This window comes from Pyxidicoccus caerfyrddinensis, from assembly GCF_010894405.1.
GTDB lineage: Bacteria > Myxococcota > Myxococcia > Myxococcales > Myxococcaceae > Myxococcus > Myxococcus caerfyrddinensis.
This window is the reverse complement of the sequence record NZ_JAAIYA010000019.1, coordinates 18,280-39,197: the sequence shown is the minus strand read 5'-3', so window position 1 is coordinate 39,197 and position 20,918 is coordinate 18,280. Positions and strand designations below refer to the sequence as shown.

Sequence of the window (20,918 nt, the reverse complement as noted above, 5' to 3'; positions counted from 1 at the left end):
ATGACTCCGGCTCCCGAGATGCACACTTCGCCCGAATCCTCCACGCCCCCTTCCGTGCCGCCTCCGACTCCCGCGCGTCCCGGGCTCGGGGCCCGGCTCTGGCGGTGGACGAAGCGGCTGCTCGTCGTCGGCGTGGTGTGTCTGCTGCTGGGCGTGCTCGCCGCCGTGGGCGGCTACTTCTATTACAGCCGGGACCTGCCCTCGGTGGATGCGCTGCGCAACTACCAGCCGCCGCAGGTGACCAAGGTGACGTGCGGTGACGGCAGCCTGTGCGCGGAATTCGCCCACGAGCGCCGCACGCTGGTGCGCGTGGAGGACCTGCCGCCGCACGTGCGCTACGCCTTCCTCGCCGCCGAGGACGCGGACTTCTACAAGCACCAGGGACTGGACCCGTTCGGCATCGCCCGCGCGGCCATCAAGAACCTCATCCCCGGCAGCCGCAAGTCCGGCGCGTCCACGATTACGCAGCAGGTGGTGAAGAACCTGCTGCTCACGCCCGAGCGCAGCTTCACGCGCAAGGCCCGCGAGTGGATTCTCACGCCGCGCGTGGAGGAGGCGCTCACCAAGGACCAGATTCTCGGGCTCTACATCAACCAGTCGTACTACGGGCAGCGCCGCTACGGCGTGGAGGAGGCCGCGCTCTTCTACTTCGGCAAGCACGCGAAGGACCTGGCCGTCGGAGAGGCGGCCGTGCTCGCGGGCACCGTGCAGATTCCCCACCGCATCAACCCTGTCACCAACATGACGCGGGCGAAGTCGCGGCAGACGTACGTGCTCCAGCAGATGGCCAAGAACGGCTGGGTGACGGCGGAGGTGGCGCAGACGGAAATCGCGAAGCCCATCGTCCTGGCGCCGCGTCAGCAGAAGCCGGTGGGCCTGTACTACTCGGAGGAGATTCGCCGCACCCTCGTCGAGCGCTATGGCGACAAGGCCGTCATGGAGGGTGGCCTGCGCGTGGACATCGCCATGGTGCCGAAGCTGCAGGCCGCCGCCGAGCAGGCGGTGCGCGAGGGCCTGGAGGCGGTGGACCGGCGCCAGGGCTACCGGGGCCCGCGAGGCACACTGACGGACGCGCAGTGGGAGCGCTACCGGGCGCTCGTCGCCACGCGCATCGAGGAGGCCGGGCGCCGGCAGAAGGACCAGGGCTACGTGGCGGACTTGTCGCCGCTGGCCCAGGCGGAGAAGGAGGAGCCGAAGGCGCCGCAGGCGGCCGTCGGCAGCACCGCCGAGCTGGAGGAGGACGGCGCCGAGGAGCAGCTGCCGGACCTGACGCCCGAGGAGGAGGCCGCGCGCACCGAGGAGGAATTGCTGGCGCGCACCGTGCGCCTCAAGCCACTGGAGGAGGGCCTGCGCCTCACCGGCTACGTCACCGAGGTGGACGAGAAGCGCAACGTGGCGAAGGTGGACCTGGTGGGCCGCACCGCCGAGGTGCCCTACTCCACCGCGACGTGGGCGCGACAGAAGGGCAAGGGCGCGCCCAAGGGCATCGCCGACGTGTTCGCCAAGGGGCAGCTCGTCTACGTGCGCGTGCTGAAGGCCCCGCCCGCCCCGGCCTTCGTGGAGGCCGCGCTGGACCAGGTGCCCGTCGTGCAGGGCGGCCTCGTGGTCATCAATCCGGCGAATCGCAACGTGGTGGCGTTGGTGGGCGGCTATGACGCGGAGCGCTCGTCCTTCAACCGCGCCACGCAGGCGAAGCGGCAGCCGGGTTCGTCCTTCAAGCCCTTCCTGTACGCGGCGGCCATGGGCAGCGGACGCTTCACGCCGCTGTCCAAGGTGAACGACGCGCCCGAGGCCATCCGCGACCCGTACACGGGCAAGACGTGGAAGCCGCAGAACTACGACCGCCAGTTCGAAGGACCGATGACGCTGCGCACGGCGCTCACCAAGTCGAAGAACACGGTGTCGGTGCGCCTCATCGAGGCGCTCACGCCCGCCACCGCCATCGACTTCGCACGCCGCGCGGGCATCCACTCGACGCTGCCGGAGAACCTCACGCTGGCGCTGGGCACGGGTGAAGTCACGATGCTGGAGGCCGTCAACGCGTACGCGACACTCCAGGCCAACGGCCGCTACGCGGAGCCGCTGTTGCTGCTGCGCGTGCGCGACGGGAAGGGCAAGACGCTGGAGGAGCACCAGCCCGCCTTCGAGGAGACGCTGCCCCCCGCGGTGGCGTACCTCGCCACGTCGCTGATGCGCAGCGTGGTGGAGGAGGGCACGGCCCGGGCGGTGACGGAATTGAACCGCCCCGCCGCCGGCAAGACGGGCACCACGCAGGAGTCCAAGGACACGTGGTTCTCCGGCTACACGGCGGACTGGGTGGCCAGCGCGTGGGTGGGCTTCGACGACAACTCGCCGCTGGGTGGCAGCGAGACGGGTGGCCGCGCGGCGCTGCCCATCTGGCTCAAGTTCATGCGCGTGGCGCACGAGGGGCTGCCCTCTCGCGAGTTCGAAGTGCCGCCGGGCGTGGTACAGGTGCGCATCGACCCTGCCAGCGGCCTGCTGGCCGGCAACTCCGTCCCGGGCCGGCTGGAGCCGTTCCTGGAGGGCACGCAGCCCACCGCCGAGGCACCTCCGCCGGGTCAGGTGTCGCCTGACCAGTTCTTCCTCGAGGAAGGCAACAGGAAGGGATTGTGAGCCGAAGCCGAGCCCTGCTCCTCGCCCCGCTGCTGGCCGCGCTCATCGCCGCCCCGCGGCCCGCTCCCGCCGCTTCCGCCCCGCAGGACGCCTCCGCCGTCGACCGCCTCGCGCAGTCGCTGGCGGAGGCGGTGCGCGCACTCCCCGCGGAGGCGCCCGTGGCCCTGCACCTCTCCGGAGGCACCGCCGAGTTGCGGCGCGCCGTGGGCAGCGTGCTGGCGGCGCGGCTGTCCGCCCTGAACCTGGCGCCGGTGGTGGTGGATGCGCCTTCGGCCGAGGCCGCTGAGGGCGCGGCCCGCGCGCAGGGGGCCCGCACGCTGGTGCGGCTCACGCTGGACGTGGAGGCCGGTGAGTTGCGCGCGCGCGGCGACGCGCTGGGCACGTGGGTGAACTTCTGGTCCGGCCGCGCGGCCACCCGTCCACCGAAGCCCGCAGGCGCGTTGGCGCAGGCGGTGGAGGCGGACGCGGCCGTGCTGGCGCTGGCGTCCATGGGGGGGCCGGCAGTCCCCCCGACGAATGGCACGGCAACGCGGGGCGTGCGCCTGCTGGGCGCGGTGCTGGCGCGGCTGGAGCATCCGCTCGCGGCGCTGGCCTCGGGTGACCTGGATGGGGATGGACGGGACGAGATTGCCGCCCTCACCGAGTCCGACGTGTCCGTCTTCGCCGCGGACGGGCGGCTGCTGGCCCGGCGCGAATTGGATGCGCTGCCCCCCGGCAATGCCACCACTCGCGAGCCCTTCGGCGCGCTCGCCGTGCTGCCAGGGCCTCCGCGTCTGGCCGCGTGGAGCACCCGGCACGCGCACGGAGAGGTGCTCACGCTGGACGTGGCGCGCGGCATGCTGAAGCCCGTGGACACTCCGGACGCGGCGCCACTGGGCCCGGGCGAGCGTGGGAGCTTCGTGCCCGGGCAGACAGCCTTCGTTCCGGAGGTGCGGCTGGCGGATGGACGCACGCTGACGGTGACCGCGCCCTTCACCACCGCGAGCCTCTCCGCGTCGCGGCTGCTCTTCGTCCACCCGGACGGCTCCGCGTCGCTCTACGCGCGCGCGGGTGCGGCGCCCTCGCGGCTGACGGGCCTGGGCGCGGGCAGTGCGCTGGGCGACGTGGACGGTGACGGGCTGCCGGAGCTGCTCACCACCTCGCCGCAGCTGCAGCCCTCGCCGGATGTGTTGCGGGTGTTCGCCTCCAACGGGGATGACCCCACCGCGCACGAGCCATTGTGGCAGGGGGCGCTGCCTCCGGGCCGCGCGCTGTACGTGGTGACGGCCGACCTGGACGGCGACAAGCGCCGCGAGGTGGTGGTGGGCCTGTCGAAGCCGGACGGCACCGGCGAGCTCTTCCTCCTGCGCCACGGTGCGCCATGACGTTGCGCTCTGCTCTCGCGAGTCTGCTGCTCCTCTCCTCCGCGTCCGCGCTGGCGGCCGGTCGCCCTCGCTACGGTGGCGAGCTGCGCGTGGCGCATGACGGTCCTCCCGAGGTGGGAGAGCCCGCGCTCGCCGACACGCCCCTGGAGGCCACGCTGCTCGGGCTGCTGTCGCGCCCGGTGTGCCGCGCCATGCCGGACGGAACCGTCCTCCCCGCGCTCGCCCGCGAGCTGTCGCGCCCCACGCCCCAGTCCGTGCGCCTCACGCTGCCCAACGCCGCCACCGCCGGCGCGCTGGCCCGCGCGTGGATGCGACTGGCCAGCGCGGAGAACGCCTCGCCCTACCGCGCCCTGCTCTACCCGGTGCGAGGCGAGGCGCGACAGGTGAACACCCAGGGCGCCACGGTGGAGCTGATGCTGTCCTTCCCCTGGCCGGACCTGGAGCGCGCGCTGTGCCACCCCGCGCTGGCCGCGCCCGCGTCGTCCCCCGGCCAGGGCCCCTTCAGCGCCGCGGGACGGGGCACGCTGGAGGCGCAGCTCGCCTGGCCCCAGGGCCGTCCGTACCTGGACCGGCTGCTGCTCACCGGCACGGATGAGCGGGGCCTGGCGCGCCTGTGGTCCTCCCGGCAGGTGCAGATGGAGCTGGGCGTCTCCACGGAGACGGACACCACGGCGGGCACGCCCTTCTACGCCACCTTCCTGGCCTTCTCTCCCCGGAAGCTGCCCGCGGACTTCCGGCAGGCGGTGGAGAGCGCCATCGACCGCGAGGACCTCACCCGCCTCTTCGTCCACGCTCCGGCGCAGCCCATGCCGCACCTGCTGCCGCCCGCGCTGATGCCGCAAGGCCCCCGGCCTCGCCCCGCGCCTCCCGCCGCGAGCACGCCGCGCACGGTGACGCTCCTCTACGACGCCTCGCTGGACGACCAGCGCGCGGTGGCGGAGCGCATCCAGGTGAAGCTGCACGAGCGCGGCTACACCGTGGCGCTGGAGCCGATGCCGCGCTCGGCGCTGCGCGCACGCTGGGCGAAGGGCGACTTCGAGCTGATGCTGCACGCCCTGCTGCTGCCGCCCGTGCCCGGCCCCGCGCTCGCGGTGGTGCTGGACGCGGGCGGGCGCAGGGATTTGCTCGGCGTGGAGCTGCCGGCCATCGGCGCGCTGGCGGACTCGGGAGCGCGGGACACCCGGGCGCGCGAGCGGGCCCTGGCGCTGGCCCCGTCCGTGCCGCTGGTGCCGCTGTACGCGCAGGGCCTGGGCGTGCGCCTCGTGCCGGAGGTGGGCGGGCTGCGCTTCGACGCGCAGGGCCTGCCATGGGTGGACGGGCTGTACCTGGCGCCGCAGGAAGGCACGGCCACCGGAGGCCGTCCGTGAGGAGAACGCCATGCGCCTGAGGACGCGGCTGGCGCTCGCCTTCACGCTGCTCGCGGTGGTGCCGCTCGCGGTGGTGGTGCCCCCCACCCTCACCCGGCTGCGCGACACGCTGTCTCGCGAGCTGGACGCGCGAATGGAAGCGGCCATCACCTCCGCGCAGGAGTCCCTCGAGCGCTCCGGCGCCAACGCCCGCCGCGCGGTGGAAGAGCTGGTGGACAGCCCCGCCATGGAGGACCTGGCCCGCGAAGCGCGCGAGAGCCCCACCCGCGCGATTCAGGCCGGCACCGCCGAGGGGCTGATGCGCAGCCGCGGCCTGACGGTGCTCGCCCTCTTCGACCGGGGCGGCACGGTGCTGTCCTCCGGCCACCTGCCCGCTCGCCGGGGAGACCCGGACCCCGCCCTCTTCGACGTCACGCGCGAGAAGTCACCGAAGCCCGTGCCGGTCCGCGTGGAGGTGCGCACACCGTCCGGCCTGCGCCAGCTTCCCGCGCTCGTCACCGCGCGCCCGGTGGACTACGGCGACCTGCGTCTGTGGGCCGTGGGCGGCGTGCTCCTGGACGAGGGACTGGCGCAGCACCTGGCGCGCCTCACCCAGGCCCGGGTGTCGCTGATGTCCGGTGACACGGAGCTGGCCCGGGCCGGCGAGGCCGAACCTCCCACGGTGGAGCGGACGCTCCCCCTGGGAGAGGCGGCCACCGTGCGCCTCGTCTTCAGCCGTGCCGCCGCGAACGAGGCCGAGCAGGGCGTCATGCGCGCCTTCCTCCTGCTGGCGGGACTGGGCGCCGCCTTCGCGGTGCTGCTGGGCCTCCTGGTGTCGCGGTGGATGACGCGCCCGGTGGAAGCCCTCACCGAGGGCGCTCGCCGCGTGGCCGAGGGCGCGCTGGACGCGCAGGTCGCCGTCGAGGCCAGCGGCGAGGTGGGCGAGCTGGTGCGGACGTTCAACCGCATGACGGGAGAGCTGAAGGCCACCACCGAGCGGTTGGTGGCCAGCGAGCGCATTGCCGCGTGGCAGGAGGTGGCGCGGCGGCTGGCGCACGAAATCAAGAACCCGCTGACGCCCATCCGCATGTCGCTGGAGACGCTGCTCGCCGCGCAGGAGGCCCGGCACCCGCGCTTCCCGGACATGTTCAAGGAGAGCGCGGGCGTGGTGCTGGAGGAGGTGGACCGGCTGCGGCGAATCGTGGACGAGTTCAGCCGCTTCGCGCGCATGCCCAAGCCGCAGCTCGCGCCGGTGGACCTGGGCGAACTGGTGCAGAGCGTGCTGTCGCTGTACGCCGCGCCGCCCGAGGGCATCCAGATCCTCCCGTCGCTCCAGACGGGCGTGGTGGCGAAGGTGGACAGGGACCAGCTCACCCAGGTGCTGGTCAACCTGGTGAAGAACGGCGAGGAGGCGATGAAGGAGAAGGGCGGCGCGCTGCGCGTGCGCGTGAAGGGCACGGAGGCGGACGCCATCGTCGAGGTGGAGGACAGCGGCCCCGGCATTCCCCCCGAGCACCGCGCCCGCATCTTCGAGCCCTACTTCACCACCAAGGAAGGCGGCACCGGCCTGGGGCTGGCCATCGCCGCGCGCATCCTCCAGGAGCACGGCGGCAAGCTCGACGTGGCCGGCGAGCCCGGCCAGGGCGCGCGCTTCATCGTCGTGCTCCCCCGCGCGGAAGGCCTCGGCCCCGCGCGGTTGCGGGCGGAGTAGCCGCAGGCGGGTAGGTTCCACCCCAGCCGCAGACGCGCCGCCTGCACTCGGGGTGATGGCGACCCCACCGCGCGCGCGGGGTGGCTGCCATCGCGATTCCGATGGCAGTCGCAATCTGGCTACACTGCCCCGCCATGCAGTCGCCGCGCCCTCGCGCCCTCATCGTGGACGACAACGTCTTCTTCGCCCGAAACCTGGGCGCGCTCCTCGAGGCCGAGGGCTGGGACGTCCAGATTGTGAACCATGCGCTGCACGCGCTCGGAACCCTGAAGTCAGGCCCGCCGCCGCATCTGCTCCTGCTGGACCTGGACCTGCCGGACATCAGCGGCTGGGGCATCTACGGGGAGCTGCTGCTCAACCCGGCGTTTCCGAAGGTGCCCGTCATCATCGTGTCGCGCGCGACGTGGCTGCCGCAGGACGTGCCCCTCTCGGGCATCCTCGCGATGCTGGAAGCGCCCTCCAGCCCCAGCGCCTGGGAGCACTTCCGCGGCGTGGTGCGCCCCATCCTCCAGGCCCGCGCGGAGCAGGTGCGCTCCAGCGAGGGCCAGGCCTGACGCGGGGCGCTGTCGCGCGCGCGGCGGCGCCGGCAGGCAGGCCGCGAGCGCATCACCGCTGACGCAAGAAGGCCCGCGACCTCACGGAGGAGATCACGGGCCTTCGTCACCGCGCGGGTGTGCGCGCCGCGCGTCAGTCCTTGACGGGCGTGGCCTTGAGGGCGGCCTTGCCCTCCTTCACGTAGACCTGGAAGCGCACCGTCTTGCATGCGTACTTCTGGACGAGCTGTTCCTTGTTCTTGCGGAGCTTCTGCACGAACTTGTCGTAGGTCAGTCCGTCGGCCGGCTCACCGCACCGCTCGCGGGTGGTGAGGAACTCGCGGAAGACCTCCTGGAAGTGCTGCTCCTCGGAGAGCGCCACCGCGGAGTTGCCCAGGCCGGGCAGCGGAATCGCGGCCGGGGGCGGCGCCACCGACGAGCGCGGCGCGGGCATGGGGATGGCTTCCGACGTCTGCGGACGGGCGCTGGCCTGGAGCAGCTCGCGCGGAATCGCCGCCACGCGCGTCGTCTCCGGGTTGTCCGGCGTCTGCGCGGACGCGAGGGCGAACGGGTCCGCCGCCTGCTGCAGCGAGTACGCCGCCGTGGGCTGGTCCTCGAAGGCGAACGCGCCACGGCGCGGAGACGCCGGGGTCAGGGGCTCCACGGGAGGGAAGGCCGCGGGGTCCGGCTCGAAGGGCATGGACGACGCCGCGGCGAACGGCGCGGGCGCCGAAGCGGGAGGCGGCGCGGGGAACGGGAACGCGTCGGGCGCGCCGAACGGGTCCGCCGAGGAGAACGGGTCCGACAGGGGCGCGGAAGCCACCGGAGCGGCGGCCGGAGGCGGCAGCGAGAACATGTCCCCCATGGGCGCCTGGGTCGGCGGGGACATGGCGAACGGGTCGCCCATGGGCGCGGGGGCCGGGGGCGCCATGGCGAACGGGTCCGCCGAGGGAGCCGGCGCGGGCGCGGGCATGGAGAACGGGTCCGCCAGGGGCCCCGGCGTCGGGGCCGGAGGAGACCTGGCGAACGCATCCGCGCCCTGCAGCTGCTGCGGCGCGGCCTGCATCGGCGGCGCGGCGGCGGCCATGGCGGCCGACAGGCTCAGCGTGTCGGAGTTGCCCTGGACCTCATCGCCCGAGCGGCCCGAGCCCATCAGCACCGTCCACACCAGCGAGAGGGCCAGCAGGCCCGCCAGGCCCATCAGCGCGTTCTGCTGGTAGCCGGCCAGCGCGCCCATCACCGCGCGGGTGTCGGCCACCGCGAGCACCTCCACCGGGGTGCCCTCGAGCGCGCGACGCGAGCCCACCATCAGCGGCGCCTGGCCGCCCATGAAGTCGCCATTCGTGAAGGCAGGCAGCTTCACCGGACCGAAGTCCTGGAGCTGGCCGCTGCGCAGCACCACGCCGCTCGCTCCGGCCGCCACTTGCGCCAACGAGCCCTCCGCCAGCGCCTTCTCCGCGCCAGCGGCGCCCACCACCGCGTCACCCTTCACCAGCGCGAGCGCCGCGACGCCGGACGCATCCACGGCGGCCTGCAGCAGGCCCTCGTCCATCAGCGGCGCGCCCACCACCAGCGTGGCCAGCGGCCCGGTGCGCGAGTCCCCATTCCACATGAGCGGAACGGACGCGAACACGTGCGGAGCACCGAAGGCATCCAGCACCGTCGTGCCGGCCTTCGCCACCGCCGCCACGTCCAGCTTCGTGGTGTCCGAGGACGGCTCGCCAGCGGCGACGGCGTGGAACTGCGCGTCCTGCGCCACCACCGCCACCACGGCGTTCTTCAGCTCCTTGGGCAGCACGGCCTGGGCGGCGGTGCGCACCGCGGCGAAGCGCTCGGCCGTCAGGGGCTGCGGACCGGCCGGGCTGTCGTCATCGCCTCCACGGTCGCGAGGGTTGCGAGGCGCGGTGGCGCGAGAAGCCGGCTGCAGCGCGGCCACCGCGGAGAGGACGTCCGGCGTGGCGGCCAGCTTCAGGGCCAGCGACTGCACTTCGGCGCGGCGGGCGTCCACGCGACGCGCCACCTCGGCGGCGCCACTGGCGGCCTGAGACGAGGCTCCCGCCACGGCGCGCTCGCGCAGCGGTCCCGACAGCATCGGCAGGTGAGCAACGCCCAGTCCGATGACCAGGAATGCGAAGACGAGGAACTTGAGGCGGACCATCGCCATCCTTTAGCCCGAGGGTGAAGGGTTCCGCTTATAGCGTTCACCATTCGGGACCAGCAAGATTCGGGCAATGGACACGCCGAGCCCGGTCGCCAGGTCGACGACCTGGGAGACCGGGCCCGTACTGCTTCCCATCCCGGTTAGTAGGTGGGCACGTCTACCGTCGTATCCTGCGGCAGGCCGTTGGTCTGCACGTCGCGCCGCCGCTCCAGCGTGCGCTTGAGGGTCTTCTCCAGCCGATCACGCGATGCGTCGATGGCGGGGAACAGCGAGTCCGCCGACTCCGTCACGTGCACCGCGGACAGGCCGGGCAGCCGCACCGTCACCCGGCACTCCTTGTCCACGCCGCCCTTGGGACCATTCGTGTCCACGAGCGAGATATCGATTTCCGCCGCCTCGTCATCCGCGAACCGCTCGATGCGGCTCACCAGGTGCTCGTCCACATACGCCTTGAGGGCATCCGTCAGGTCCAGGTGCACTCCACGCAGCAACACCTTCATGGCATCACCTCCGGTGTCAAAGATGGACAGCCCGACACCTTCCGGTGAGAGGGGGCCCCGCTGCTCCCCTGCTCCCCTGCTCTCCTGCCCTCCTGGCGGAAGGGCGCGGGGGCGACCGAGGGGGCGGAGGACGATTCACTCCGACACGTGGGTTTCCCAGGCACATGGGTGACGAGCGAATCAAGGTCCTGCTGGTAGAGGACGACGGGGACAGCCGGGAGCTGCTGGCCGAGCTGCTGGAAGCCGAGTTCGACGTGAGGACCGCGCCGGACGGACTCGCGGGGCTCAAGGCCTTCGAGGCCGAGCACCCGGACGTGGTGGTGACGGACGAGTCACTGCCCGGAATGCTCGGCACCGAGCTGGCACAGCGGGTGAAGGAGCGCGAGCCCCGCGCCCGCGTCATCCTCGTGTCCGGCTACACACAGGTGCAGGGGGCGGAGTTCTGCGACGTGGTGCTACGCAAGCCCATCGACGTGGAGCGGCTCAGCGCCGCCGTGGGCCGGCTGGGCGGAGAGGCCCGGCGGTGGATGGGCGGTGGCCCCGAGGAAGCCCGCCACTGAACGAAGTGTCTGGACGGGGGTGCCGCTCGCGGGCGTCGGCCCTACCATGACCCTCCAGACACCACACGGGCAGGAGGGACCGTCGATGAAATACTGCGCCAGGTGCGGCTCGGAGTACCAGGACAGCGTGCAGGACTGCGCGGACTGCCCAGGCAACCCGCTTCTCGTGAGCGAGGCGGAGATGCGGGCACGGGGGCTGCCGCTGCCTCATGAGTTGGACAAGCGCGTCTTCGTGCGCGCGGCCACCGCGGAGGACCCATTCACGGCGGAGGCCTTCGTGGAGCTGCTCCAGGAGGCCAACATCCCCGTGCTGGTGCGTGCCGGCCGCTCGGGCGTGGTGGACACGCTGACCACCGGCAACCTGCTGCCCTGGTGGGAAATCCTCGTGCCCGAGGACGCGGCGGCCCGCGCCATTCCGCTCCTGGAGCAGGAGCGGGTGCAGGAGCTGGCCACCACCGACGAGGCCGTCCAGGCCGCGGAAGAGGAGGAGCGAGAGGGCGAGCTGCAGTCTTCCGCTCCGCCGCCCGCTCCCTGAGCAGGCGTCAGGGCGAGCGCATGGCGCTGGCCGGAGCGTCCGGCCGGCGCACCTCGAAGAGGCTGACGCCCGTCACCTTCCACTTCGCGTAGCGCGCGTTGCGGGCGAGGAACGTCTCCAGGTCCTCGTCCACCACGCGGTTGTAGCCGCCGCGCGAGGCGTGGCGCAGGTACGTGCGCTTCTTGCGCTGCACCACGAAGCCCAGGTGCGTCACGCGGGTGGCCTTCAGCGGCAAATCCTCGCGCAGCACCACGAGGATGGTGCCCGAGGGGATGGAGCGCGCGTGCGTGAGCACCCGCTCCAGCGGGAGCATGTTCAGCGGGTACGTGCCCACCGGCCGCCGCTCTTTCGGCAGTGCCAGCGCCGCCGACGAGCGCGACTGCCAGGTGAGCGGGGTGAGCGTCTTGGTGACGCCCACCGCGTCCTCACCGGCGTAGCGCCGCGTCACGTCCACGAGGAAGCCCTTGCGGATGTTGTTGGGCAGCCACTGCGCCTCCATGAGGTGGTTGCGGTCCTCGTAGGAAGGCGAGCTCGCGTAGCGCAGGTGCTCCAGCAGCGGGGCGACTTCCGGCTCGCTGCGCGCCAGCCCCAGCGCCACGGACTGCTCCACGAAGGTGAGGCAGTCCACCGCGTCCAGCCGGAAGGTGGGGTCCGGGTCCACGCCCTGGCCCTCGCCCAGGGGCGACAGCACGTAGGGCGTGTTGATGAAGCGCTCGCTCATCCGCAGCACGCGCTCGGGCAGCGGCGCGTCCGGGTCCTCGGCCACGAGCGCGGCCCGCTGCTCCGCGGTGAGCCCCTCCCAGCCATTGGGCCGGTGCGGGGTGGACGTCGCCGCCTGCGCGGACGCGGCGGGGGACTCGAGAATGGCCTCGGCGCCGGGGTGGGTGTCCGCCGCTTCGGCCGGAGGCGCGGAGGCCGGAGGCGGTGAGGCGGCGAGGGAGGCGCGGGACAGCAGCGCCAGGGACAGCAACGTCACGGCCTTCATTTCGCGACACCCGCCTTGCGGAGGATGGCCTTGCGCCGGTCGTCCTGGAGCTGGAGCGTCTCCAGCTCCTTCTCGTACGCCAGCTTCTCCTCGCCCTTGGCGTTCCACGAGGCCAGCACGAGCCAGTCCAGCATGGCTGCCTCGCCGCCCTGGTAGAGGATGCGCGCCGCGCCGGCGGCGAGCGCGCGGTCCTTGTCCTCCAGCAGCGGCTTGAGCGCGGGGGCGGCCTTCTTCGCGCTGACGCCCTCGTACAGCTCCAGCCCCTGGCGGCGCACGAAGCGGTCCTGCGAGCCCAACAGCTTCCCCGCGAAGGCGAAGCCGTCCTGCGAGCCCAGGCGGCACAGCCCCCGCGCCGCCGCGAAGCGGGTGCTCTCCGAGTCGCTCGTGAGGAAGGACTTGAGGGCCGCCGCCTGCTTCGCGTCCCCGGTGTCGCCCACGGCGGCCAGCATGACGGCGCGCACCTCCAGCTCCGGCTCCGCCTTGGCCGCCTTCAACAGCGGGACGCCCATCTTCGCGTTGCGCGAGGCGCCCAGGGCCCGCGCGGCCTCCTTGCGCACCCCGCTGCTCTTGTCCTGGAGGAGCGGCAGCAGCACCCCGGTGTTGCGGCTGTTCAGCCGGGCCAGGCCCTGCGCGGCGTACATGCGCACCGCGCTGTCGTCGTCGCCGGCAAGGCGCGCCAGGGTGTGCTCGGCGGCGCGCGTCTCCAGCCCCGCCAGCACCGCGACGAGGTTGCGGCGGGGCCGCTCGTCCAGCACCTTGCGCAGCACCTCCGCGATTTCGTCCGCCGCGTAGGCCTCCTCGCGCAGGAAGCGCAGCCGGGAGATGGCCGGGGGCACCGCGCCCCCCTCGGCGACGCTCAGGATGACCTGCTCCGTCTCCGCGCGTCGCTGGCCGCGCTTCGCGGAGGACGGCGAGGCGGACAGGGCGAGCAGCGGGAGCAGCAGCGCGAGCAGGAGGGCTGGGAGGACGGGCGGGCGCACGGGGGCGGAACGATGGCAAGCACGGCGCCGGCCGTCAAAGTCCCGCCTCCACGCCCGGCCCCCCGGCCGGCGCGGTCTGCCCGATTCTTGACCCCCCAGGGTGTGATTGATACGACCGATGGGTCCTACCCCTCTCTAGAGGCGCCACCCTATGAAGAAGCTGATGGTGCTGGTGGCGGTGGCGGGGGCGCTCGCCGCGTGCGGCCCCGTGAAGTCCACCGCGAACATCCTCGACGCCGAGGTGCAGATCCAGGCCGCGCGCACGGCCGGGGCCGACAAGCTCGCCCCGTACGAGTGGACCGCCGCCAACCTGTACCTCTCCAAGGCTCGCGAGGAGGTGGGCTACTCCGACTACCAGGCCGGCGTGGACTTCGCCGTGAAGGCCTCCCGCTTCGCCAACGAGGCCCGCGAGAAGGCCATGGCCACCTCCGGCAGTACCCCCGAATCCGGTGGCCGGAACCCGTGACGCCCGAACCCGTGACGCCCGAGCGCTCCCAGATGACGCGTCCTTCCCTCGCCGCGCTGCTCCCCCTGCTCCTCGCCGTCGCCTGCGTCAGTGGCAGCAAGATTCGCGCTGACACCGAGGTGCTCGCGAACGACGTGGAGCGCGCCCGCCGCAGTGGCGCCCTCCGCTGTGCCCCGGTGGAGCTGGCCACCGCCGAGGCCCACCTCGACTTCGCCCGGGGCGAGCTGAGCCAGGGCAACAGCAGCCGCGCCGCCAGCCACGTGCGCACCGCCGACACCGCGGTGGACCGCGCGCTGGAGCTGTCCAAGAACTGCGGCCCGCGCCAGGTGCTCGTCCGCGAGCGGCCCGAGGCCCAGCAGCCGAAGCAGCCCCAGCCGCAGCAGCCCCAGCAGCCGCAGCCGCCCCAGGTGGTGGTCCGCATCGAGGAGACGGACAACGACGGGGACGGCACGCTGGACAAGGACGACCCCTGCCCGGACCAGGCCGAGGACAAGGACGGCTTCCAGGACGAGGACGGCTGCCCCGAGCCGGACAACGACAACGACGGCGTGCTGGACGGCAACGACAAGTGCCCGCTCAACCCCGGCGTGCAGGACAACCAGGGCTGCCCGCAGGAGGCGCCGAAGGACCGCGACGGCGACGGCATCTTCGACCCGCAGGACAAGTGCGCGGACCAGGCCGAGGACAAGGACGGCTTCCAGGACGAGGACGGCTGCCCCGAGCTGGACAACGACCAGGACGGCCTCGTGGACAGCGCGGACAAGTGCCCCACGGAGACGGGCCCGGTGCAGAACGTGGGCTGCCCCATCCTCGACAAGGACGGCGACGGGCTGAACGACCCGCAGGACAAGTGCCCGGACGAGCCGGAGGACAAGGACGGCTTCCAGGATGACGACGGCTGCCCGGACCTGGACAACGACAGCGACGGCATTCCGGATGGTCAGGACAAGTGCCCGCAGGAGTCCGGCCCCGCGGAGAACGGCGGCTGCGCCGACAAGGACGGGGACAACGACGGCATCGTCGACCGGCTGGACGCGTGCCCGGACCAGCCCGGCGTGAAGGAGGAGCGCGGCTGCCCCAGGCAGTACAAGACGGTCGTCATCAAGAAGGACCGCATCGAAATCAAGAAGCAGATCCTCTTCGGGGCCGGCTCGGCGAAGATTGTCGGCAAGCAGAGCACCGCCATCCTCGACGACGTGGCCGCGGCGCTCCGCGACGCGCCGTGGATCAAGAAGATCCGCGTGGAGGGCCACACGGACTCGCTGGGCAAGGATTTGTCGAACCTGCGGCTGTCGCAGAAGCGCGCGGACTCGGTGAAGGCGCAGCTGCTGCGCCGGGGCATCGACCCGGGCCGCATCGAAGCCGTGGGCTTCGGCGAGACGAAGCCGATTGGCCCGAACAACACCAAGGCCGGCCGCGCGCAGAACCGCCGCACCGAGTTCAACATCATCGAGCAGTGAGCCACCCTGCCCCGCTCCGGCCTGGCCGGCCGGAGCGTCAGGCGGGATGAAGCAAAGCGCCTCCGCGGGCCGTAAGCCCCCGGAGGCGCTGCTGTTTTCAGGGTCTGGGTGCGCCGGAGGGCGTGGCGGAGCGGCCGCTCAGCCGTCCTTGAGCAGCTCGTGCAGCACCTCGGTGGCGTACGCGCCCCGGGGCAGCTCGAAGGTGAGCCACACGTCCTCGCCACCCTCGGAGGACGGCTCGGGCACCAGCTCGGGCGAGCCCAGGCGGACGCGGTAGGGCCTGCGCCCGCCTTCCGTCTCGCCGCCGCCGCGCTTGAAGTCCTCCAGCGTGATGCCCTCCGCGACGAGCAGCCGCGCCTCAGCCTCGGCGACGTCCCCGGCGGACGCCGGCATCTTCGGACCGAAGAGGGGCCCGGCCGGGCTCACCTCGAAGGCGGCCACGCGCGGGCCGTCCACCTCGGGCGCCTCGCAGACGAAGAGGCCGCCCGTCTCCTCCTTGCGCAGCACGTCCCCGCGCAGCGCGGTGGCCAGCGTGCCCGCGCGCAGGCGTTCGACCAGGGCGCGGTTGAAGAGGCGGGACTGGAAGGCGGACAGGTACAGCTTGCGCTGGAAGCGGTCTGGCCGCTTCGCCAGCCGCTGGCCCAGCAGCAGCAGCTTGCCCTGGTCCGCGTTGTCGCCCGCGCGGCCGAAGCGCTGCTCGCCGAAGTAGTTGGGCAGGCCCCGCTCCACCAGCCGGGAGAACGTCTCGCGCGCGGCGCCCAGGTCCTTCACGCCGCGCAGCCGCAGCCGGAAGCGATTGCCGCGCAGGTGCCCGGTGCGGAGCTTGTTGCCGTGGCGCTTCGTCCACAGCACGCGCACGCCCTCCAGCGCGAAGCCCTCCACCTTGGGCTCGGCCCGCGCGGGCACGGAGATGAGCTGCCGGGTGACGGCCTGCCGGTCCTTCATCCCCGCCACGCCCACGTCGTCCTCGGACACGCCCAGGGCCAGGGCCAGCGCCTTCACCACCTCGCGGGTGTCCCGGCCGCGCTTCTCCAGCCAGAGGTAGAGGTGCTCGCCCTCACCGGAAGGCAGGTACGCAGGGACCTCCTCCACCTCGAAGTCCTCGGGCACCAGCTTGAACGCGCCGCCACACCCGGGCACGTCCGCCGTCAACCGCGGCAACTCTGAATCCGTCACGGCGCCTCGAGCGTGGCCAGCAATTCCTTCACGCGCCGGGCGAGGTCCTCGTCCGCGCGAGACTCCAGCAGCTCTCCGGCCTGGAAGAGCAGGAAGAACATCACGTCGCTGAGCGCCTGCTTGAAGGACGCCAGCGGCTCGCTGCCCAGCTGCGCGCGGTGCCGCTCGAAGGCCTCAATCAGCTTCGGCTCCGGCAGGCTGCCGTCCGCCAGGAAGGCCAGGCCCTCCAGCACCGGCGACGACGACAGGGCCTGCCCGGAGAGCGCGGCGTTGGCGGCGGCGATGAACTCGCGGTCCATGCCCTGCTTGGCCACCTCGTCGCGAATCTCGCGGAAGATGAAGTTGAAGACGCGCGCCACCGGCCGCGGGTCCACCGTGGGCAGGGCGCGCACCGCGGGCGGGGCGGCCGGCGTGACGGCCACGGCCGGCTTCACCTGCGGGACGGGCGTGGGGGTGGACGCGGCCGCCGCGGGAACCATCAGCGGCTTGTCCGTCGTCGACGCGAAGCCACCCTCCAGCAGCCGGAACACCACCTTGGTGATGTCGAACTCGGACAGCCGCGCCGCGTGGCCCAGCTCCAGAATCGTGCGCCGGCCGTCGAGCATGGCCAGCACCCGGTCCTCGTCCTCCTCCAGCTTCCCGTCCGACGGGCGCTTGCGCGTCACGTACAGGCGCCCGTGCGGGATGCGCTTCCGGAAGTGCGCCATCTCGTCGATCTTCCGGATGCTGTCCATCAGCAGGCTCTGCGTGGAGAGCTGGATGATGTGGCCCGTCTTCTCGTCCACCGGCTGGTCCACGAGGAAGAAGCTCCCCTCGCGGCACAGGACGATGGCGTGGAAGATCTCGCTCACCTGGTGGGTGACGCACTTGAAGAGGTCATGCGCCTGCAAGAGCCCCTTCTCCACCAGCGCGCGACCCACCTTGGACGGCGGCTGCTCGCGCAGCACGGCCTCCACCTGGGGGCGCTCCACGTAGCCCAGCCGCACCAGCACCTCGCCCAGCCGGTCCGCCGGGTCGTCGGAGGACGCGCCGCGCACCTCGCCCTCGCGGAAGGTGACGGAGCGCTCCCCGCCCGGCGAGCTGACGCGGATGACGCCGCTCCAGCGCGACTGGCTGAGGAAGGCGATGAGGTCCGACAGCGGGAAGCCGCCCGCGTCCCCGGACAGCACCACGCGCGGCAGGGGGATGGAGCCGCCCTCCGCGGGGGTGCGCGAGAAGACGAGCAGGTCCGGCGCCGTCGGCACCAGGGCGTACGTCCCCGAGCGCCCCGCCAGCGGCGACGGAGCCTGTCTATCTTCCGGGGCGAGCTGGCCCGACCCCTCGATGCGGAAGCGAGACGTCATGCCCGGCGTCAGTCAGCCGCCCAGGCGTTGTTGTTGGTGCGCCACTCCAGCTCGTCCTCGAGGCTGTGGGCGAGCAGCTCGTCCTGGATGAAGCCCAGGTCGATGGGGCGCCCGTTGAAGTAGACGGACGGCGTGCCGGTGAGGCCGGCCGCGCGGCCCTGGTTGCGGAAGCCCTCCAGCTCCTGCTTGTAGGACTCGGACTTGAGCACCGCGGCCAGCTTGTCGCCGTCCAGCCCCACGCTCTTCGCCAGCGCGGGCAGCGCCTCCGGCTTGAGGTTCTCCTGGTGCTCGAAGAGGGCGTCGTGCATCTGCCAGAACTTGCCCTGGTCTCTCGCCCACAGCGCCGTCTGCGCCGCGGGAATGGCGTTGGCGTGGTTGGACAGGGGGAAGGGCAGGTAGCAGAAGCGCACCTGCTGCGCGTTCTTCTTCGCGAAGGCCTCCAGCACCGGGCGGGCCTTGGCGCAGTACGGGCACTCGAAGTCGGAGAACTCCACCAGCGTCACCGGGGCGCTCGCGCTCCCGACGCACATGCGGTCGTCCACCTTGAACTGGGCCCGCGGGTCGCGAAAGGCGGCGTAGTACTGCGACAGGGAGACGATGACCTCGGTGGCGGGGTTGCCCTCGGCCACCATGCGCGCGGCCAGCCGGGCCATCCGCTTCGCGTGCTTGCAGGGGGTGTGCTGCTTCAGGCAGGCGCCCAGGGTGTGGGGGCAGCCGCAGTAGCAGAACTCGTCGCTGAGGACGGTGGCCAGCTCGCGCTTCGCCGCCGGGGGCAGCGAGGAGAAGTCCATGCCCGGGATGCCGCTGAGCACGGCGGCGGGGTCCGACGACGGCGCCGCGGAGGGGGCCGGGCCAGGCTGGGCGGCCGGGGCCGCGGCGGGGGTGGCGGCTGGCGCGGAGGCGGCGGGCGCCGGGGACGCGGCCGGAGTGGCGCCCTCGGGGCTCTTGCAGCCGGGCCCCGTCAGGACGGCGGCGGCCAGCAGGGGAATGACACGCTTCCAGCAGGAAAGGAGCACGCGGCGGGTCTTAGCCATGCGCGCGGGGCTTGTAAAGGAACGCCAGCCTTGGCAGGGAAGCCCCCTTGCCCATCATGCCCAGAGTCCTGCTGCTGCATACGGGGGGCACGCTCGGAATGGCCGGTGGTCGGCCGTCCGCCCTGCGCCCCTCGGCCTTCTTCAAGACGCTCAAGGCCCGTGCCCCGGAGCTGTTCCGGCTCGCGGACATCGAGCTGGAGCTGTTCAGCAACCTCGACAGCTCGGAGATGCAGCCGGAGCTGTGGAGCCGCATGGCCGCCCACCTCCACCACCGGCTCCCCCACTTCGACGGGGCCGTGGTGACCCATGGAACGGATACGCTGGCCTACACGGCGAGCGCCCTCTCCTTCATGCTGCGCAACCCGCCCTGCCCGGTGGTGCTGACGGGCTCGCAGCGGCCGCTGGGGGAAATCCGCTCGGACGCCCGGCTCAACCTCATCGACGCGGTGCTGTCCGCCATCCAGGGCCCGCGCGAGGTCACCATCTGCTTCGACTCGCACCTGTACCGGGGCAACCGGACGCGGAAGGTGAAGGTGGCCGAGTACGACGCCTTCGACAGCCCCAACTGCCCCGTGCTGGGCACGCTGGGCGTGGATGCCACCTTCGAGCCGGGCCTCAAGCCGCGCGGCGCCTTCCGCCTCTTCGAGAAGCTCGACTCGCGCGTCTTCCTCCTGAAGGTGTTCCCCGGGCTGGACCCGGCGCTGCCGCTGCAGCTGCTGCCGCACGTGCACGGGCTGGTGCTGGAGGCGTACGGGGCAGGCAACTTCCCCATCGACCCGGAGCTGGGCCGCTCGCTCAGGCCGCTGTTCACCCAGGCCCGCGAGCGGAACGTGCCTGTAGTCGTGGTGAGCCAGGCGTACCGCAACGGCGTGGACCTCTCGCTCTATGAGTCCGGGGCGGAGGCGCTGGCGGCGGGCGCGGTGGGCGGCGCGGACATGACGCCCTCGGCGGCGCTGGTGAAGCTGATGCAGGGGCTGGCCTACCATCCGCACTCTCCGGAGGCCCTGGCGCGCTTCATCCGGACCCCTGTAGCAGGCGAGCTGACCGTCGGACGGCCGACAGTCCCCCCACCCGCGCCCAAACGCCGCCGGCCCGCGCGGCGGGTGCGGGCGGAGTGACGGACATGATGGGGAAGAGGGCAGCATGCTTGCCGTGGCGAAAAGGCGGCCCGTAAGATGGGTGACGCGATGTCCGAGGAGAAAACTTCCGTCCATTCCATTTCGGACCTGCTGGGCAGTGCCCAGCAGCAGAGCGCGTATCTGATCGTCATCAGCGCCAAGTCCGCGGCGGGCATTGGACGGATGTTCAAGCTGGACCGCTCTGAAGTCGTCCTGGGCCGCAGCTCCGAGGCCCAGTTCCAGGTGGAGGACGACGGCATCTCCCGCAAGCACGCCAAGGTGGTGGCGCTGGGGGATGGGCGCTTCCAGCTGGTGGACCTGGCCAGCACCAACGGCACGTACCTCAACGGCCTGAAGGTGAACGCCGCGCCGCTCTACGACGGCGACAAGATCCAGATCGGCTCCAACACCGTCCTCAAGTTCTCCATCCAGGACGCGCTGGAGGAGCAGTACCAGCGCAGCATCTACGAGTCCGCCACGCGCGACGGCCTCACCCGCGTCTACAACAAGAAGTACTTCCTGGAGACGGTGCGCAAGGAGTTCAGCTACTGCCTGCGCCACCGGGTGCCGCTGTCGCTCGTGCTGTTCGACGTGGACCACTTCAAGAAGATCAACGACGCGTACGGCCACCCGGCGGGTGACTACGTGCTGACGCGCATCGCCCAGCGCGTGAGCGACACGGTGCGCACGGAGGATTTGCTGGCCCGCTACGGCGGCGAGGAGTTCGCGCTGATGCTGCGCGAGTCCGCCGAGGACCAGGCGCTGGCGTGCGCGGAGCGCTGCCGCTACGCGGTGGACAAGGCCGACTTCGTCTTCGGCGGCACACCCATCAAGGTCACCATCAGCCTGGGCGTGGCCACGCTGCTGGACTCGGACTTCTCGCAGCCCGAGGACCTCATCGCCGCGGCGGACAAGTACCTGTACCGGGCCAAGCGCGCGGGCCGCAACCGCGTGGACGCCAAGGCCGTCAGCGGCCTCTGAGCCAGGGCCCGAGGCTCGCCGCGTCTCGCCT

Annotated in this window: 18 protein-coding genes; 11 read left to right on the top strand and 7 right to left on the bottom strand. The window is 72.3% G+C overall.

What is annotated here, in order from left to right; all coding sequences use genetic code 11:
• From G4D86_RS35695 to G4D86_RS35675, 5 genes are all read left to right on the top strand, one after another.
• Positions 1-2,634, top strand: a complete 2,634-nt coding sequence (locus tag G4D86_RS35695; protein ID WP_205519992.1) for a penicillin-binding protein 1A — start codon at positions 1-3, stop codon at positions 2,632-2,634.
• Entirely contained in the window at positions 2,631-3,998 is a 1,368-nt protein-coding gene (locus G4D86_RS35690; RefSeq protein ID WP_163998598.1) for an FG-GAP repeat domain-containing protein, read from the top strand. Before G4D86_RS35695 ends, G4D86_RS35690 begins: the two co-directional genes overlap by 4 nt.
• Positions 3,995-5,365 (top strand): periplasmic substrate-binding domain-containing protein, encoded by a 1,371-nt coding sequence (locus tag G4D86_RS35685; RefSeq protein ID WP_163998597.1) that lies wholly within the window; start codon positions 3,995-3,997, stop codon positions 5,363-5,365. The genes G4D86_RS35690 and G4D86_RS35685 overlap by 4 nt, the downstream gene beginning before the upstream one ends.
• 10 nt (positions 5,366-5,375) lie before the next feature.
• A complete protein-coding gene (locus tag G4D86_RS35680; RefSeq protein ID WP_163998596.1) occupies positions 5,376-7,055 on the top strand; it encodes an ATP-binding protein in 1,680 nt (559 codons plus the stop codon).
• Between the two features lie 134 nt (positions 7,056-7,189).
• Complete coding sequence (locus G4D86_RS35675) at positions 7,190-7,609, top strand: response regulator (RefSeq protein WP_163998595.1); 420 nt, start codon at positions 7,190-7,192, stop codon at positions 7,607-7,609.
• A gap of 133 nt (positions 7,610-7,742) precedes the next feature.
• On the opposite strand, the gene G4D86_RS35670 is transcribed toward G4D86_RS35675, so the two are convergent.
• Both G4D86_RS35670 and hpf read right to left on the bottom strand, forming a co-directional pair.
• Positions 7,743-9,746 (bottom strand): MXAN_5187 family protein, encoded by a 2,004-nt coding sequence (locus tag G4D86_RS35670; RefSeq protein WP_163998594.1) that lies wholly within the window; start codon positions 9,744-9,746, stop codon positions 7,743-7,745.
• Between the two features lie 143 nt (positions 9,747-9,889).
• Positions 9,890-10,249 (bottom strand): ribosome hibernation-promoting factor, HPF/YfiA family, encoded by a 360-nt coding sequence (gene hpf / locus G4D86_RS35665; protein ID WP_163998593.1) that lies wholly within the window; start codon positions 10,247-10,249, stop codon positions 9,890-9,892.
• Between the two features lie 164 nt (positions 10,250-10,413).
• Between hpf and G4D86_RS35660 the strand changes: the two genes are divergently transcribed.
• Both G4D86_RS35660 and G4D86_RS35655 read left to right on the top strand, forming a co-directional pair.
• A complete protein-coding gene (locus tag G4D86_RS35660) occupies positions 10,414-10,809 on the top strand; it encodes a response regulator (protein WP_163998592.1) in 396 nt (131 codons plus the stop codon).
• 85 nt (positions 10,810-10,894) lie between these two features.
• Entirely contained in the window at positions 10,895-11,344 is a 450-nt protein-coding gene (locus G4D86_RS35655) for a putative signal transducing protein (protein WP_163998591.1), read from the top strand.
• Between the two features lie 7 nt (positions 11,345-11,351).
• Here G4D86_RS35655 and G4D86_RS35650 read toward each other — a convergent pair whose 3' ends face one another.
• Positions 11,352-12,329, bottom strand: a complete 978-nt coding sequence (locus G4D86_RS35650) for an N-acetylmuramoyl-L-alanine amidase-like domain-containing protein (RefSeq protein ID WP_163998590.1) — start codon at positions 12,327-12,329, stop codon at positions 11,352-11,354.
• On the bottom strand, positions 12,326-13,309 hold the full coding sequence (locus G4D86_RS35645; RefSeq protein WP_205519990.1) for a HEAT repeat domain-containing protein: 984 nt from the start codon (positions 13,307-13,309) through the stop codon (positions 12,326-12,328). The genes G4D86_RS35650 and G4D86_RS35645 overlap by 4 nt, the downstream gene beginning before the upstream one ends.
• Positions 13,310-13,460: 151 nt before the next feature.
• Here G4D86_RS35645 and G4D86_RS35640 point away from each other — a divergent pair, with 151 nt between their 5' ends.
• Positions 13,461-13,775 (top strand): DUF4398 domain-containing protein, encoded by a 315-nt coding sequence (locus tag G4D86_RS35640; protein ID WP_163998589.1) that lies wholly within the window; start codon positions 13,461-13,463, stop codon positions 13,773-13,775.
• A 32-nt stretch (positions 13,776-13,807) separates the two neighbouring features.
• Positions 13,808-15,235: an OmpA family protein gene (locus tag G4D86_RS35635; RefSeq protein WP_163998588.1), complete on the top strand. Its 1,428-nt coding sequence runs from the start codon at positions 13,808-13,810 to the stop codon at positions 15,233-15,235.
• Between the two features lie 138 nt (positions 15,236-15,373).
• Here G4D86_RS35635 and truD read toward each other — a convergent pair whose 3' ends face one another.
• The 3 genes from truD to G4D86_RS35620 are packed head-to-tail and all read right to left on the bottom strand — an operon-like array spanning position 15,374 to position 18,770.
• On the bottom strand, positions 15,374-16,411 hold the full coding sequence (truD, locus tag G4D86_RS35630) for a tRNA pseudouridine(13) synthase TruD (protein WP_163998587.1): 1,038 nt from the start codon (positions 16,409-16,411) through the stop codon (positions 15,374-15,376).
• On the bottom strand, positions 16,408-17,754 hold the full coding sequence (locus G4D86_RS35625) for a DUF4388 domain-containing protein (RefSeq protein WP_163998586.1): 1,347 nt from the start codon (positions 17,752-17,754) through the stop codon (positions 16,408-16,410). Before G4D86_RS35625 ends, truD begins: the two co-directional genes overlap by 4 nt.
• Positions 17,755-17,762: 8 nt before the next feature.
• Positions 17,763-18,770 carry a DsbA family protein gene (locus tag G4D86_RS35620; protein ID WP_163998754.1) on the bottom strand — a complete coding sequence of 336 codons (1,008 nt, stop codon included), beginning with the start codon at positions 18,768-18,770 and terminating at the stop codon, positions 17,763-17,765.
• A gap of 74 nt (positions 18,771-18,844) precedes the next feature.
• Between G4D86_RS35620 and G4D86_RS35615 the strand changes: the two genes are divergently transcribed.
• Positions 18,845-19,906, top strand: a complete 1,062-nt coding sequence (locus G4D86_RS35615) for an asparaginase (protein WP_163998585.1) — start codon at positions 18,845-18,847, stop codon at positions 19,904-19,906.
• A gap of 69 nt (positions 19,907-19,975) precedes the next feature.
• On the top strand, positions 19,976-20,887 hold the full coding sequence (locus G4D86_RS35610) for a GGDEF domain-containing protein (RefSeq protein ID WP_163998584.1): 912 nt from the start codon (positions 19,976-19,978) through the stop codon (positions 20,885-20,887).
• The last annotated feature ends 31 nt before the right edge of the window (positions 20,888-20,918 follow it).